We start from the raw sequence: 14,899 nt of genomic DNA on the forward strand, positions 1-14,899 counted from the left end.
ACTCCTAATGCTTGCAGGGGTATTAACCACTCAAGTGTTATTTTCCTCTTGCGCAAAGGCAAATATGACTTCAACGGTCAGTGAGGCTTTTTCAACACTCGGGGATAATATTGCGCAAACCTGGGCGTCACCTGAACATTACGATCTGTACGTTCCCTCTGTTACCTGGCATGCGCGTTTTGCCTATGACAAAGAGAAGACGGACACGTATAACGAGCGTCCGTGGGGCGCAGGTTTTGGTCAGTCGCGGTGGGATGATAAAGGCAACTGGCACGGCCTGTATCTGATGGCCTTTAAGGACTCGTTCAACAAATGGGAACCGATTGGCGGTTATGGCTGGGAGAAAACCTGGCGTCCGTTATCGGATGATAACTTCCATTTAGGGCTTGGCTACACCGTTGGGGCCACCGCGCGTGACAACTGGAACTATATTCCCATTCCGGTGGTGCTGCCGCTGGCTTCTGTCGGTTATGGTCCGGTTACGTTCCAGATGACTTACATTCCAGGGACTTATAACAATGGGAACGTCTATTTTGCGTGGATGCGTTTCCAGTTTTAGTGTACAAAAGAGGTGATTCACAGCGGTGGTGTTTGCGTCGTATGCAAAAACAACGACTAACTCTCAGCTTCAATAAAATTTAGCGACATTTATCACTTTTTCGTTAAGTTAAGCTGGACAAAACGCACCACAATTGCTGTACTGTTAGCCGACACAGCATTTGTGTCCATTTTCATGTAAAGGTAATATTGATGTCTAAGATTAAAGGTAACGTTAAGTGGTTTAATGAGTCCAAAGGCTTTGGTTTCATTACTCCGGAAGATGGCAGCAAAGATGTATTCGTACACTTCTCTGCAATCCAGTCCAACGGTTTCAAAACTCTGGCCGAAGGCCAGCGTGTAGAGTTCGAAATCACTAACGGTGCCAAAGGCCCATCTGCTGCAAACGTAATGCCTATCTAAGCATTTCGACAGTAGAATACAAAAACCCGTCAATGACGGGTTTTTTTTTGCTTGCTGCTTAACCAAAAGAGTTAGGCAGAAAAGCGTTAGCGTGCCGCCGAGAAAATCCACATGGCGGCGGCCGTCATGGCAAACGATCCGAGCAAGTTGATAGCCACGTTCAGCAACGCCCAGCCAAAACGCCCATCCTGCAATAAAAACACCACTTCCGCCGAAAAGGTTGAGAAGGTGGTCAAACCGCCGCAAAAACCCGTCGTGATAAGCAGTTTCCACATGGGATCAATGTGCGTCATCCGATTGAACCACGCCAGCCCTGCACCGATGATAAACGCGCCCAGCAGATTGGCGGTTAATGTGCCAACAGGAATCGCATGATGCATTGGGTTTAAGCGCATCCCGAGCAACCAGCGCAGCACGCTCCCGGTTCCGCCACCTATAAAAACTGCTAAAAGTATTTGTAACACCGCCAATTCCTGCTATTTGAATACTGAAGATATCATCTTAGCGCCGGGCTTGGTTCATGGCTACGGCAATAAACATGCGGAGACACTATGCGCGTTGCTGCAGGACAATTTGCTGTTACCCCGGACTGGCCAACGAACGCCCGGACCTGCGTATCATTAATGCAGCAGGCTGCGGGGGCGCAGACGGCGCTGCTGGTGCTGCCTGAGGCGTTGTTAGCCCGGGACGATAATGACCCGGATATGTCGGTAAAATCCGCTCAGACGCTCGATGGCGGTTTTTTACGGCTATTGCTTGATGAAAGTCGCCATAACACCATGACCACGGTCCTGACTGTTCATGTCCCCACTACCGAAGGGCGAGCGGCCAACACGCTGGTGGCACTGCGCAGCGGTGAGATTATTGCCGAGTACCAGAAGCTGCATCTGTATGACGCGTTCAACATTCAGGAATCAAAGCGCGTCGATGCCGGAAACGCATTGCCGCCGCTGATTGAGGTCGACGGCGTGAAGATTGGCCTGATGACCTGCTACGACCTGCGATTCCCTGAAATCGCGCTGGCGCATGCCTTGCAGGGTGCAGAGCTGTTGGTATTGCCGACGGCGTGGGTGCGTGGGCCGCTGAAGGAGCATCATTGGGCGACGCTGTTGGCGGCGAGAGCGCTGGATACCACCTGTTACATCGTGGCGGCGGGGGAGTGCGGCAACAAGAACATTGGTCAGAGCCGCGTGGTTGATCCGCTGGGGGTCACGCTGGCCGGGGCGGGCTATGCCCAACAGCTGATTTTTGCAGACATCAGTCTCGAGGTTTTGCAACAGGTACGTGCGCAATTACCGGTACTTAAAAACCGTCGCTTTGCGCCACCGCAAATAATGTGATGTTTTTTTAATCAATGCTTGATTCACCTTGTTACAGATTGCTATTGTGTGCCCTCGCTAAATGACCGTTAATTAGCTACGGTTTTGTTGGCGCGTTTTGTAGCCTGTTTTAATCAAGAAGGTATCTATGGGTGAGATTAGTATTACCAAACTGCTGGTGGTTGCCGCACTGATTGTCCTGGTGTTTGGTACCAAGAAATTGCGTACGCTGGGCGGAGACCTGGGGTCTGCAATCAAAGGCTTTAAGAAAGCCATGAACGAAGACGACACCAGTGCCAAGAAAAGCGCTGAAGATGACGTCCCGGCAGAAAAACTCTCTCATAAAGAGTAAAGGCGCAGCCAGAAACGACGTGCAGTAGCCGTTTGCTCATGCAGGTCATTTCGCCCACGTCAACGAGTTAGCCAGAGAGGCCACAACAGGTTCCGTTGCGGCCTCTTGTCATTTTAGCGTCCGCCTGATTAGAAAGTTGCAACCAACTGTTTCGCCGCTTCGCGGTGCAGTACTTTCAAACGTTCGCAATCCAGTCCGCAAATTTCACCGTCGACCACTCGCCATTCCCCGCCCACCATGACCCGATCGGCACGATCGGCGCCACATAGGATCATTGCAGAAAGCGGATCGTGGCTGCCGCTAAAACGCAGATCGTCAAGACGGAACAGTGCCAGATCAGCCTGTTTGCCCACACGAATTTCCCCGAGATCGGACCGACCTAACAGACGAGCAGAACCTTCTGTCGCCCAGCCGAGGACTTTTTGCGGGGTGATGCGTTTTGCGCCGTAGCGTAAACGTTGCAGATACAACGCCTGACGGGTCTCAAACATCAGGCTGGAAGCGTCGTTTGAGGCCGAACCATCAACGCCGAGGCCAATAATCGCCCCTGCGTCTTCCAGGTCGAGCGTTGGGCAAATGCCGGATGCCAGACGCATATTCGACACCGGGCAATGGCAAATCCCGACCCCCCCTGCGCCGAGGCGCTGAATTTCATCGGCATTGAAATGAATGCCGTGCGCAAGCCAGGTTCTGTCGCTCAGCCAGCCGACTTTTTCCAGATAGTCGACGGTACGCAGGCCAAAATGCGCCAGACAAAAATCTTCTTCGTCGAGGGTTTCCGCCAGATGGGTATGTAGCCGGACATCTTCCACCGCGGCCAGACGTGCACTTTCCTGCATGATTTCTTCGGTGACTGAAAACGGTGAACACGGGGCGAGAGCAATCTGAATGCGCGCCCCTTCGCCGCGCTGATGATAGCGACGAATCAGGCGCAGACTGTCTTCGAGAATAGCTTCACCCGATTGCACAGTGTGCTGCGGTGGCAGGCCGCCATCATTTTCACCGAGACTCATCGAGCCTCGGGTCAGCATCGCGCGCATCCCCAGCTCGTTCACCACTTCAACCTGCACATCAATAGCGTTTTCCATCCCTTCAGGGAACAGGTAGTGGTGATCGCTGGTGGTAGTGCATCCGGAAAGCAGCAGCTCAGCCATTGCGACCTGGCTCGCCAGCTTCAGCGCTTCCGGCGTCAGTCGTGCCCACACCGGATAGAGCGTTTTCAGCCACGGGAACAGCGGTTCATTGACGACAGGTGCCCAGGCGCGGGTCAGGGTCTGATAAAAATGGTGATGAGTATTGATAAGCCCCGGCAGTACAACGTGCTCGCGCGCATCGAATACGGCATCGCAGGGTTGGGGCGGGGTTTCTCCGGCCGCGAGAAGGGCACTGATTTTACCGTTTTCGACGATAATACCACCCCGGGCATCCACGTCGTCCGGGGTGAAAATGGCTTGCGGGTTTTTGATCCAGATACGGCTAGCGCACATCGCTAACTCCTCCTGTTGATGAATGAGAGAGTCAGCTCAGTTATGCCCTGTCTGCTGATCCAGGGGCGCGTAGTGCGCAGTGCTATTTTTCGACCACCGGCAGATTGGCTGCGCTGGCGTCACTCCGCTCTGCGGGCAGAACCAGATTGAGCAGCATCGCCATCAAGCCACCGCTGGTGATTGCTGACCCAAACAGGCTTTTGCACACCGGCGGAAGATGACTCAGAAATTCCGGCTCGGCCTCCACGCCCAAGCCGATGCCAAACGATACGGCGATAATCAACATGTCACGACGGTTCAGCGGAGACTGGGTCATGATGCGGATCCCAGCGGCCAGAACGCTGCCAAACATCACCAGCGTCGCGCCGCCCAATACCGGGGCAGGAATTTGTTGTACTACGGCACCAAACACCGGGAACAGCCCGAGCAACGCCAGCAGGGCGCCAATCCAGATACCAACGTGGCGGCTGGCTACGCCGGTCATCTGAATAACACCGTTGTTCTGGGCAAAGGTGGTGCTCGGCAGAGCAGAGAACATCGCCGCCAGAATGCAGCTCACGCCGTCGGCAAGAATGCCGCCCTTAAGGCGCGCCACGTAACGCTCGCCTTCAATCGGCTGGCGGGATAGCAGGCAGTTGGCGGTGAGATCGCCGACCGCTTCCAGAATGCTGATGAGCGAGATCAGCGCCAACGGTAAAAAGAGGCTGTAGTCGAAATCGAAGCCGAAACGGAAGGGCTGCGGCAGCGCAATCCACGCCTGGTTGTAAGGCTGCCAGCTTAGTTTTCCGCTGAACCACGCGGCAATGCAGCCGATGGCAATCCCAAGAATGACTGCGCCCAGACGCAGCCAGCGGCTCTGCGCGCGGCTGAACAGCACGATTGTGCCGAGCGTCAGCAGGCCGAGCAGCAAATTGCCCGGTGCGCCGAAATCTTTCACATTATGACCGCCACCCCAGTCGGTGATGCTGACTTTAATCAGGCTGATCCCAATCAGACAAACCACGGTGCCACTGACCAGCGGAGTGATAACCTTGCGAAGCTGGCCGAGAAAACGGCTGACTACCACCGGAATAAATGCGGCAACCAGCGTCAGGCCGAAAATCATCGCCATGATTTGCTCTGGCCCACCACCTTTGCTTTTGACGCTAAACCCGGCGGCGAGAATAACACTCAGAAATGCAAAGCTGGTGCCTTGCAGGCAGATCATGCCCGCCCCAATCCCGAAGAGGCGCCTCGCTTGCAGGAATGTGCCGATGCCGGAAACAATCAGCGACATACTGATAAGCCACGGCAAATAAGCATTGAGGCCCAGCACCGAACCGACGATGAGTGGCGGGGTGATTATCCCAACCAGGCTCGCAAGCACGTGCTGGAGTGCGGTTAAAAATGCCGGAAGCGGGGCGGGTTTATCTTCCAGACCGTAAATCATATCGCCAGGTTCTTGTGCGGACATTGTGCCACTCCTTCTTTTCTCGATAAGAAGGTAATGCATGAAACGATCCAGAAATTAAAAGAGAGGGTGAAATGAACCAATACCTGTGATGTTCGCTGATTTAAAGGAAACAACGGGCGTCAGGCTGTGAGTCAAAAGTTTCAGTGACCAAATGTTTGCACTCTGATGGTGCGAAAGGGCATGAGGATTGCGCCAAAATAAAAAGGCCGCGGCGATAACGCGGCGGCCTAGGTGCTCAGCGGCAAAGGTTATTTAACTTCGAGACCTTTGGCTTGCAGATCGGCATGGTAAGAAGAACGCACGAAAGGACCGCAAGCCGCATGGGTGAAGCCCATCGCCAGTGCTTCTGCTTTCATTTCTTCGAACTCATCCGGACTGACGTAGCGCTGAACCGGCAAGTGGTGACGGCTTGGCTGCAGATACTGACCGAGAGTCAGCATGGTTACGCCGTGGCGACGCAGGTCGCGCATAACCTCGATGATTTCGGCGTTGGTTTCACCCAGGCCAACCATCAGCCCTGACTTGGTCGGGATCTCCGGATGCGCTTCTTTAAAACGCTCCAACAGCTTCAGGGACCAGTTATAGTCAGCGCCCGGACGGACATGGCGGTACACGCGCGGCACGTTTTCCAGGTTGTGGTTGAACACATCCGGTGGCGTGGCGGTGAGAATTTCCAGCGCACGATCCATGCGTCCACGGAAATCTGGGACCAGGGTTTCGATTTTGATGGTTGGGTTTTTCTCACGGATGGCGTCGATGCAATCTGCAAAGTGCTGTGCACCACCGTCGCGCAAATCGTCCCGGTCAACGGAGGTAATTACCACGTAGCGCAGACCCATATCGGCGATGGTCTGTGCGAGTTTCTGCGGTTCGTTGGCGTCTGGCGCAACAGGGCGACCGTGGGCAACGTCGCAGAACGGGCAGCGGCGGGTGCAAATCGCACCGAGGATCATAAAGGTGGCCGTTCCGTGGTTAAAACATTCTGCGAGGTTAGGGCAAGAGGCTTCTTCGCACACCGAGTGCAGGCCATTTTTGCGCATCGCAGCCTTGATACCCTGAATACGGGTCGAGTCGGCCGGAAGTTTGATTTTCATCCATTCCGGTTTCCTCAGCAGCGCTTCGCGCTCGGTAGCCACATTTTTAACCGGGATAAGGGCCATTTTATCGGCATCGCGGTACTTAACACCGCGTTCCATCACAATGGGTTTACTCATAGCGTGCGTGTTCCAGTTGCGGGTAACGAAGAAAGCGTTTCAATTCAAGGAATGTTGTATTTATCAACTATTTTTGAATTAGACGGGTGGCAGTATAGCATTAATCAGGGCGATAAAGCAGCCTGCCAGCCCGGCAATTTGTAAACCAGATGTTGCTTTATGTGCTTATTGACGAGCAAAGCAGCAGAACGGGGTGGCCCCCGGATCTCTCAGAACGCCTGTCGAATAGCGGTGATAACACTTTGTAGCAACGGGTCACGCATGCTGAGTTTGTTGTAATGCAGTGAAAATTCGACCGATTCTTCACGCAGTGGCGCGAAATCAATAACCTGAAGCGGCCAACAGCGAGAGAATAGCGTGAAGAATCGCGCTGGCATTAACCCGATAAGATCGCTACTGCCAATCAGCGCGGCAATGGTCACAAGGTTGTAACTGCTGAAGCTGATGCGTCGCTCAGGGAATATCTCATGCACGCGTTTACGCAGTTCTGTGTGTGAGGCACCTTCCATCATCAGCAACGTATATTCGTAGCGGCTCAGCGATTCTACGGTAGGCGGCATTTTCAGGACCGGGTGACCTTCGCGAGCGACCAGCACCACTTTGTCGCTATAAAGTACATGATGGCTTAACGCTCGCGCACTATGCAGGTTGCTGTCGATGATCAAATCAGTCTGGAACTGGCTCAGTTGAAGGCCAACGTCGGTAACCGGAATGTTGCGCAGCAGCAGCTGTGGGAATTTGTCTTTGATGGTTTGATAAATAGCGGGCATAACCACTGCTCCGACCGTCGGCGAGGTGCCGATGGTGATAGTGCGCTGTTTGTCAAAGCTTCCGGTCAAATCTAATGCGCCAAGGATCGATTCCAGACCCTGACTGATGTATTCGTGCAAATGCGTGGCATAGGCAGTGGGGGTCACGCCCTGGCCTTTGCGGATGAAAAGCGGGTCAGGAAATATGGTGCGCAGCTTCTGAATTGATTGGCTAATAGCGGAAGGCGTGAGATTCAGAATTTTCGCAGCATTAACGATGCCTTTATGCACATATACAGCCTCGAAAATCGTCAGCAAATTGAGGTCGATATTTCGCAGAGTTCGGAAGATTTGCGGTGTATCACTCTCAACTCGAGGGTTTATTCGGCTTTCCGGCTTTTCGTTATATTCCACACTTGTGCTCCGTATTCATTCATAATATGAATGATAGTTGAAAAAATATTTATTGTTATTATGCATTTGAGAGGCGACTTTACGCGGAGGCAGGATTTACACCATTTTTAACAATGAGTTAGATCGCGAACTGCGAAACTACCTTATGTTTTGGTGGTGTGTTAACGTAAATCTTTGTATGCGAAGAAGTCTTTTATCCGTCGAGCGCAGAAAAAATATAGAAAGTTGTGAATAATGTAAAGAAAAACGAGCTGAAAGAGCCCTGGACCCGACAAAATATCAGGCCCAAGTGTATAATATATTAAGCAGCAATATATTGATGGGGTGGATTGTTTAGCAGTGCTAAAAATTTCGACACTAAAACGGGGGAAATATTTTCCGGTTTTGAATCTGCATGCCAGTGCTGCATTTGCGTCATTTCCATCCCCGCATAACCGCAAGGGTTGATACGTAGAAAGGGCGATAAATCCATGGCGACATTCAGCGCCAGCCCGTGAAATGAACAGCCTTTTCGAATACGTAACCCTAATGAACAAATTTTCTGCTCACCGACATACACTCCGGGCGCATCGGCACGCGGATGCGACTCGATTCCAAATTCAGCCAGCGTGTTAACCACCGTCTGTTCCAGCAGTGTCACCAGTTCACGCACCCCAAGCTTACGGCGTTTTAAATCTAACAGGACGTACATCACCTGCTGGCCGGGTCCGTGATAGGTCACTTGGCCACCGCGATCGCTTTGAACGACCGGAATATCACCGGGAACCAGCACATGTTCCGCTTTGCCAGCCTGACCCTGTGTAAAGACGGGCTGATGCTCAACCAGCCAGATTTCGTCTGGAGTGGTTTCATCACGGCGGTCGGTGAAGTCATGCATCGCCTGAGAAACAGGCTCATAGGGTTGTACGCCAAGCTGGCGGACGAGGAGGGTGTTCAGATCCAAAACGACATCTCCGCGGGACGGGAAAACATGGGCGAAGAGTATATCACAGCGTGGGAAAGGAATTGCCCGGAGAGCTCCGGGCAACAGGGTTACAGCACCATACGAACGATTTCGATATTCCCCAGCTCTTCGTACAGGGTTTCGACCTGCTCGATGTGGGTGGCGTTAATGGTGATGGATACCGAGTGGTAGTTGCCTTTGCTGCTTGGTTTTACCTGCGGAGAGTAATCACCTGGCGCATGGCGCTGCACCACTTCCACCACCTGGTCAACCAGCTCAGGCTTCGCCAGACCCATTACCTTGTAGGTAAATGAAGTAGGGAATTCAAGCAGTTCGTTAAGTTTGGTTTTCATGTCAGCTCCGGTGGTTTAAAAAGAACTGCTCCCGCGCAGGGCACGGGAGCAGTTATTGTCATGCTAAGTATATGGGGATGGAAATCACACTTTCAAGTGTGCAATTTTTAACCAAACCAATGGTGGAACATTAATTTAATGTAATCAATGATCTTACCGAAGAAGTTACCTTCAGGAATTTCTTGCAGCACCACCAGCGGACGCTGTTCGATAGTTTTACCGTCGAGCTGGAAGTTAATGGTGCCGACAACCTGGTTTTTCTGCAGTGGGGCGTGCAGTTCCACGTTGTTCAGCGTGTAGCTGGCTTTCAGGTCTTTCATGCGACCGCGTGGAATAGTCAGGTATACGTCTTTATCTACACCAAGGGATGCGCGATCGTTGTCGCCAAACCAGGCGGGCTCAGAGGCAAACTCTTTACCTGCTTTCAGCGGATTCACGGTTTCGAAGAAGCGGAAGCCCCAGGTCAGCAGCTTTTTGCTCTCGGTTTCACGGCCTTTATAAGTACGACCGCCCATTACCGCAGAGATCAGACGCATCTGACCTTCGGTTGCCGACGCCACGAGGTTGTAGCCCGCTTTGTCAGTATGGCCGGTTTTGATGCCGTCGACCTGCAGGCTGTTGTCCCACAGTAAACCGTTACGGTTCATCTGACGGATGCCGTTGAAGGTGAATTCTTTCTCTTTATAGATGGTGTATTCGTTCGGTACATCGCGGATCAACGCCTGGCCAATCATCGCCATATCGCGCGCGGAGCTGTACTGGCCGTCTGCATCAAGGCCGTGAACGGTCTGGAAGTGGGAGTTTTTCAGGCCCAGGGCAGTGACGTAGCTGTTCATCAGGCCAACGAAGGCGTCCTGGCTGCCGGCGACGTAGTCGGCCATTGCAACACAGGCATCGTTACCGGACTGCAGGTTAATCCCGCGAATCAGCTGGGAAACCGGCACCTGCATGCCTGGTTTCAGGAACATCAGGGATGAACCTTTAAATACTGGGTTACCGGTGGCCCATGCGTCGGTACCGACGGTGACCAGGTCAGATTCTTTGAATTTACCCGCTTTCATTGCCTGACCGATGACGTAGCTGGTCATCATTTTGGTCAGACTTGCTGGGTCACGGCGTTCGTCAGCGCTCTGCTCGGCCAGGACTTTGCCTGAGTTGTAGTCGATCAGAATGTAGGATTCCGCATCGATCTGCGGAACGCCTGGGATCATGGTTTTGATGTTCAGGTCATCAGCGTGGGCAGCGGAGGTCAGTGCCGCGACGGACAGAGCCGTGATAAGTAAACGAGCAGAAAAAGAGGTCTTCATGGTCAGAACAACGACATCCGTGATGAGTTAAAAAAGTGCCTAACTATAGCAAATGCAAGGGAACCCGGCATCCAGCAATGCGTATGAGAGTGTTAATGGTTTTAACATACGCAGTGCGCTGAGGATGCCAGCCCTGTTTTAGTTGGCGCGAGTAATAAATGACTGTAATTGCGCCTCGCTTTGCAGGCGCTGTTGTACGGTGTTGGCTTCGGTCTTGTTGCTGAACGGCCCCAACTGAATACGCCAGACGGCGCCGTTCTGCATGACGCGACCGGGCACAGAAAACTGCTGGCTCAGACGCTGCTGATATTGCTGCGCACGGGCCTGGTCACTCACTGCACCCACCTGAACCACATAGCTGCCGCTGGCGGCCGTAGAGGCTGCTGCTGCGGCAGTGGCTGGTGCAACACTTCCTTGAGTGGAACCCGGGGCCGTCACCGGTGCGCTTTGCGACGGTGCCGGCTGCTGAGTGGCTGCCGGGGCTGCCTGCTGAGCGGCAGGCTGTTCCGCCGGAGTGCTGCTTTCCAGTACGCCGTTGTTCAGCGTAGTCGGTGCACCAAGGAAGCCGGTGCTGTTAACAGGTGCGCCAGTGGCGTCCTCCGGTTTCAGCGTGTCATTACTGATGGCACGGACGTCGCTTTGCGGCGTTGCATCCTGTGGCGTTGACGATACGCTTCCCATGCCGCCATTCAAATCCGGGCGAGCGGGCAGGGCGTAAGTTTGTTTCGCAATGGTAGTACAGGCGGTACCCGGGCCGGACATGGTACCGTCCTGCGCCACGATAATCGGGTCAATTCGCACTTTGGTATTGTTCGACGTATTCAGGCGATCGGAGGCGGCGCGAGAAAGCGAGATCACACGATCGTTGCCGTAAGGGCCACGATCGTTGATGCGCACGATAAGCATGCGGCCATTCGCCAGGTTGGTGATTCGCGCATAGCTCGGCACCGGCAGTGTTGGATGTGCAGCGGTCAGCTGCGTGGCATCAAACGGTTCGCCGGACGCGGTCAGGTTACTGCCCGGCTCGGCATCATAAATTGCGGCCAGACCAGCCTGACTAAAGTTCGATGGGTCCTGCACAATTTTGAAATTCTTCCCGTCACGCTGATAGTCCTGATTCACCGACGGATTCAGGGGTTCAAAGCGCGGGTCGGCACCACTTATTTCTACAACAGGACCGTTACAGACCGCCGGTGTCGGTGCGGTGACGGTCTGCTGTTGCTGCCCATCATCACTCGAACACGCTGCCAGTAAGCCAGCTGCGATGCAGATCCCAAGCCATTGTTTACGCATCTTTGCGCACCCCTTCTTATACGCTTTTCGACAACATTTTTCTGTGGGTGTGTATCGACATGACGATACCAAACCCGGCCATCAGTACGATCAGGGCAGAGCCCCCATAGCTGACCAGCGGCAAGGGTACGCCAACTACCGGCAGGATCCCACTCACCATACCAATATTTACGAAGACATAAACGAATAAAATCAACATTAAGCCACCGGCCATGACGCGGCCGAAAGTGGTTTGCGCCTGGGCGGCAATCCACAATCCGCGCATGATCAGCAGGACGTAGAGCGCCAACAACACCAGGAAGCCTATCAGGCCCAGTTCTTCTGCTAATACTGCGAAGATAAAGTCAGTATGGCGCTCGGGCAAGAACTCCAACTGGGACTGGGTGCCGTGCAGCCAACCTTTACCGCGAAGTCCGCCGGAGCCTATAGCAATTTTAGACTGAATAATGTGGTAGCCCGCACCCAGCGGATCGGTTTCCGGATCAAGCAGCATCATCACGCGCTGGCGCTGATAGTCGTGCATCAGGAAGAACCAGAGGATCGGGATGAAGGCCGCGACCATCAGCACGGCGACGCCAATCAGACGCCAGCTCAGACCTGCCAGGAACAGAACGAACAGGCCAGACAGCGCAATCAGGATTGAGGTACCGAGGTCCGGCTGTGCGGCAACCAACAGTGTTGGCAGGAAAATCAGTATCAACGCAATGGCGGTATTTTTGAGCGTTGGCGGGCAGACGTCACGGTTAATGAAGCGAGCCACCATCAGCGGTACGGCGATTTTCGCAATCTCCGAGGGCTGAAAACGGACGACACCTAAATCCAGCCAGCGCTGAGCACCTTTAGAGATAGCCCCGAAGGCGTCAACCGCGACCAGTAGTACGATACAGAAGATATAGAGCCATGGCGCCCAGCCTTCGTAAACACGTGGCGGGATTTGCGCCATCACGACCATGATTACAACACCCATTGCAATCTGGCCGATCTTACGTTCCATCATGCCCATATCCTGGCCACTGGCGCTCCAGATAACCAGCGCGCTGTAGGTCAACAGCGCCAGCAGGATAAGCAGCATGGTCGGGTCAAGGTGGATTTTGTCCCACATCGAACGTTTGTTCGGATTATCCGTCATTTTATTGGTCCTCCGCGGCTGCGGCCGCCGGGTTTTCTGCCGGCAGTACGGTGTTGTTATCACCGAGCATAATGTGGTCGAGAATTTGACGCATGAGTGTCCCGACTGCAGGGCCAGCGCCGCCGTTTTCGAGGATTATCGCTACTGCCACTCTCGGATTATCGTATGGCGCAAACGCCGTCATCAGCTTGTGGTCACGCAGGCGTTCCGCAATGCGGTGGGCGTTATAGGTTTCGTTGGCTTTCAGACCAAAGACCTGTGCGGTACCGGATTTCGCAGCGACTTTATACGGTGCGCCAGCAAAGTATTTATGCGCCGTCCCGTTTGGACGGTTGGCCACGCCGTACATCCCGTCTTTGGCAATTTCCCAGAAGCCAGAGTGCACGTCGCCGACAGGGGCTTCGTGGGGCTGGTCCCAGGGAATCTGTTTCCCATTTTCGGCGGTGCTCATCAGCAGGTGAGGCACTTTTACCACGCCGTCGTTAATCAGGATCATCAGCGCTTTGCTCATCTGAATTGGCGTGGCCGTCCAGTAGCCCTGGCCGATCCCGACCGGAATAGTGTCACCCTGGTACCACGGTTTCTTAAAGCGTTTCAGTTTCCATTCACGGGTTGGCATGTTGCCGGAGCGCTCTTCGGAGAGATCGACTCCGGTATAGTGGCCGTAGCCAAATTTGCCCATCCACTCAGAAAGGCGGTCGATACCCATGTCATAGGCGACCTGATAGAAGAAGGTATCCGCAGATTCTTCCAGCGCTTTGGTGACGTTCAGGTGGCCGTGGCCCCATCTTTTCCAGTCACGATAGCGTTTGTCAGAGCCCGGTAGCTGCCACCAGCCAGGGTCAAACAGGCCAGTATTGCGGGTGATCACGCCAGCCGTCAATGCGGAGACCGCAACGTAGGGTTTTACCGTCGACGCTGGAGGATAAACACCCTGCGTGGCGCGGTTCACCAGTGGCGTATTCGGGTCGTTCAATAGCCCGGAATAATCTTTACTGGAGATGCCATCCACGAACAGGTTCGGGTCATAGCTTGGCATTGAAACCAGAGCGAGGATGCCGCCAGTGCGAGGATCGGTGACCACCACAGCTGCACGGCTGCCCGCCAGCAGCGTTTCAATATATTGCTGTAACTGCAGATCCAGCATCAGATGGATATCATGCCCGGCGGTTGGCGAGACTTCTTTCAGCTGACGGATAACGCGGCCGCGGTTGTTAACTTCAACCTCTTCATAACCGGTCTCTCCATGCAGCACGTCTTCGTAATAGCGCTCAATGCCCAGCTTACCGATATCGTGGGTTGCGGCGTAGTTAGCGGTTTTGCCTTCTTTATCGAGGCGTTCAACGTCTTTGTCGTTGATTTTCGAGACGTAGCCGATCACATGCGTCAGTGCGGAGCCGTAAGGATAGTAGCGACGTTTGTAGCCTTTCACTTCCACGCCAGGGAAACGGTACTGATTCACCGCAAAACGAGCGACCTGAACTTCTGTCAGGTTAACTTTGACGGGAATGGAGGTGAAACGGTGAGAGCGGGCGCGCTCTTTCTTGAAGTTGGCGATATCGTCGTCGGTAAGGTCGACCACGCTTCGCAGATCGTTCAACGTTTGCTGGAGGTTATCGACCTTTTCCGGCATCAGCTCTAACTGATAAATGGTGCGGTTCAACGCCAGCGGAGTGCCGTTGCGGTCATAGATAATGCCGCGGCTCGGTGGGATTGGCACCAGCTTGATGCGGTTTTCGTTGGAGCGGGTCTGGTAGTCGGTAAAGCGGACAATCTGCAGATTATAGAGATTAACAACCAGCACGCCGCTGAGCGCGAGTATGCCCAAAAATGCGATTACCGCCCGGCGCACAAACAGCGCGGACTCAGCCGTGTAGTCGCGAAAAGAATTCTGTAATTTCATCCGCTGCTTAATCTAACCTGGTC

Annotated in this window: 15 protein-coding genes; 4 read left to right on the top strand and 11 right to left on the bottom strand. The window is 53.7% G+C overall.

Annotated features, from left to right (window positions below):
* Nucleotides 1-7 precede the first annotated feature (7 nt).
* Both pagP and cspE read left to right on the top strand, forming a co-directional pair.
* Entirely contained in the window at nucleotides 8-559 is a 552-nt protein-coding gene (gene pagP, locus MUU46_RS17080) for a lipid IV(A) palmitoyltransferase PagP (RefSeq protein WP_159755255.1), read from the top strand.
* 191 nt (nucleotides 560-750) lie between these two features.
* Complete coding sequence (gene cspE, locus MUU46_RS17085) at nucleotides 751-960, top strand: transcription antiterminator/RNA stability regulator CspE (protein WP_004100146.1); 210 nt, start codon at nucleotides 751-753, stop codon at nucleotides 958-960.
* Between the two features lie 86 nt (nucleotides 961-1,046).
* Here the strand turns inward: cspE and crcB are convergent, their stop codons facing one another.
* On the bottom strand, nucleotides 1,047-1,424 hold the full coding sequence (crcB, locus tag MUU46_RS17090) for a fluoride efflux transporter CrcB (RefSeq protein ID WP_159754478.1): 378 nt from the start codon (nucleotides 1,422-1,424) through the stop codon (nucleotides 1,047-1,049).
* 87 nt (nucleotides 1,425-1,511) lie between these two features.
* Between crcB and MUU46_RS17095 the strand changes: the two genes are divergently transcribed.
* A complete protein-coding gene (locus MUU46_RS17095) occupies nucleotides 1,512-2,300 on the top strand; it encodes a deaminated glutathione amidase (RefSeq protein WP_159754475.1) in 789 nt (262 codons plus the stop codon).
* A 127-nt stretch (nucleotides 2,301-2,427) separates the two neighbouring features.
* Nucleotides 2,428-2,631 (top strand): twin-arginine translocase subunit TatE, encoded by a 204-nt coding sequence (tatE, locus tag MUU46_RS17100; protein WP_110512391.1) that lies wholly within the window; start codon nucleotides 2,428-2,430, stop codon nucleotides 2,629-2,631.
* A gap of 128 nt (nucleotides 2,632-2,759) precedes the next feature.
* Here tatE and MUU46_RS17105 read toward each other — a convergent pair whose 3' ends face one another.
* From MUU46_RS17105 to mrdA, 10 genes are all read right to left on the bottom strand, one after another.
* The gene (locus tag MUU46_RS17105) at nucleotides 2,760-4,118 is read right to left on the bottom strand and encodes an 8-oxoguanine deaminase (RefSeq protein WP_258966147.1); all 1,359 of its coding nucleotides are present in this window, start codon (nucleotides 4,116-4,118) and stop codon (nucleotides 2,760-2,762) included.
* A gap of 82 nt (nucleotides 4,119-4,200) precedes the next feature.
* Nucleotides 4,201-5,571 (bottom strand): uracil-xanthine permease family protein, encoded by a 1,371-nt coding sequence (locus MUU46_RS17110; protein ID WP_159754469.1) that lies wholly within the window; start codon nucleotides 5,569-5,571, stop codon nucleotides 4,201-4,203.
* Between the two features lie 248 nt (nucleotides 5,572-5,819).
* Nucleotides 5,820-6,785 carry a lipoyl synthase gene (gene lipA / locus MUU46_RS17115; RefSeq protein ID WP_159754466.1) on the bottom strand — a complete coding sequence of 322 codons (966 nt, stop codon included), beginning with the start codon at nucleotides 6,783-6,785 and terminating at the stop codon, nucleotides 5,820-5,822.
* A gap of 209 nt (nucleotides 6,786-6,994) precedes the next feature.
* Nucleotides 6,995-7,948 (bottom strand): YbeF family transcriptional regulator, encoded by a 954-nt coding sequence (locus MUU46_RS17120; protein WP_258966148.1) that lies wholly within the window; start codon nucleotides 7,946-7,948, stop codon nucleotides 6,995-6,997.
* Nucleotides 7,949-8,249: 301 nt separating this feature from the next.
* On the bottom strand, nucleotides 8,250-8,891 hold the full coding sequence (gene lipB, locus MUU46_RS17125) for a lipoyl(octanoyl) transferase LipB (protein WP_258966149.1): 642 nt from the start codon (nucleotides 8,889-8,891) through the stop codon (nucleotides 8,250-8,252).
* A gap of 89 nt (nucleotides 8,892-8,980) precedes the next feature.
* Nucleotides 8,981-9,244, bottom strand: a complete 264-nt coding sequence (ybeD, locus tag MUU46_RS17130; RefSeq protein WP_097164602.1) for a DUF493 family protein YbeD — start codon at nucleotides 9,242-9,244, stop codon at nucleotides 8,981-8,983.
* A gap of 107 nt (nucleotides 9,245-9,351) precedes the next feature.
* A complete protein-coding gene (gene dacA, locus MUU46_RS17135) occupies nucleotides 9,352-10,551 on the bottom strand; it encodes a D-alanyl-D-alanine carboxypeptidase DacA (protein ID WP_159754457.1) in 1,200 nt (399 codons plus the stop codon).
* A 138-nt stretch (nucleotides 10,552-10,689) separates the two neighbouring features.
* Nucleotides 10,690-11,844 (bottom strand): endolytic peptidoglycan transglycosylase RlpA, encoded by a 1,155-nt coding sequence (rlpA, locus tag MUU46_RS17140; protein ID WP_258966150.1) that lies wholly within the window; start codon nucleotides 11,842-11,844, stop codon nucleotides 10,690-10,692.
* 16 nt (nucleotides 11,845-11,860) lie between these two features.
* Nucleotides 11,861-12,973 carry a peptidoglycan glycosyltransferase MrdB gene (gene mrdB, locus MUU46_RS17145; protein ID WP_110512399.1) on the bottom strand — a complete coding sequence of 371 codons (1,113 nt, stop codon included), beginning with the start codon at nucleotides 12,971-12,973 and terminating at the stop codon, nucleotides 11,861-11,863.
* A 1-nt stretch (nucleotide 12,974) separates the two neighbouring features.
* A complete protein-coding gene (gene mrdA / locus MUU46_RS17150) occupies nucleotides 12,975-14,876 on the bottom strand; it encodes a peptidoglycan DD-transpeptidase MrdA (protein ID WP_159754451.1) in 1,902 nt (633 codons plus the stop codon).
* Nucleotides 14,877-14,899: the final 23 nt, after the last annotated feature.

It is taken from the genome of Scandinavium tedordense, assembly GCF_024764965.1.
GTDB classification, from domain to species: domain Bacteria; phylum Pseudomonadota; class Gammaproteobacteria; order Enterobacterales; family Enterobacteriaceae; genus Scandinavium; species Scandinavium tedordense.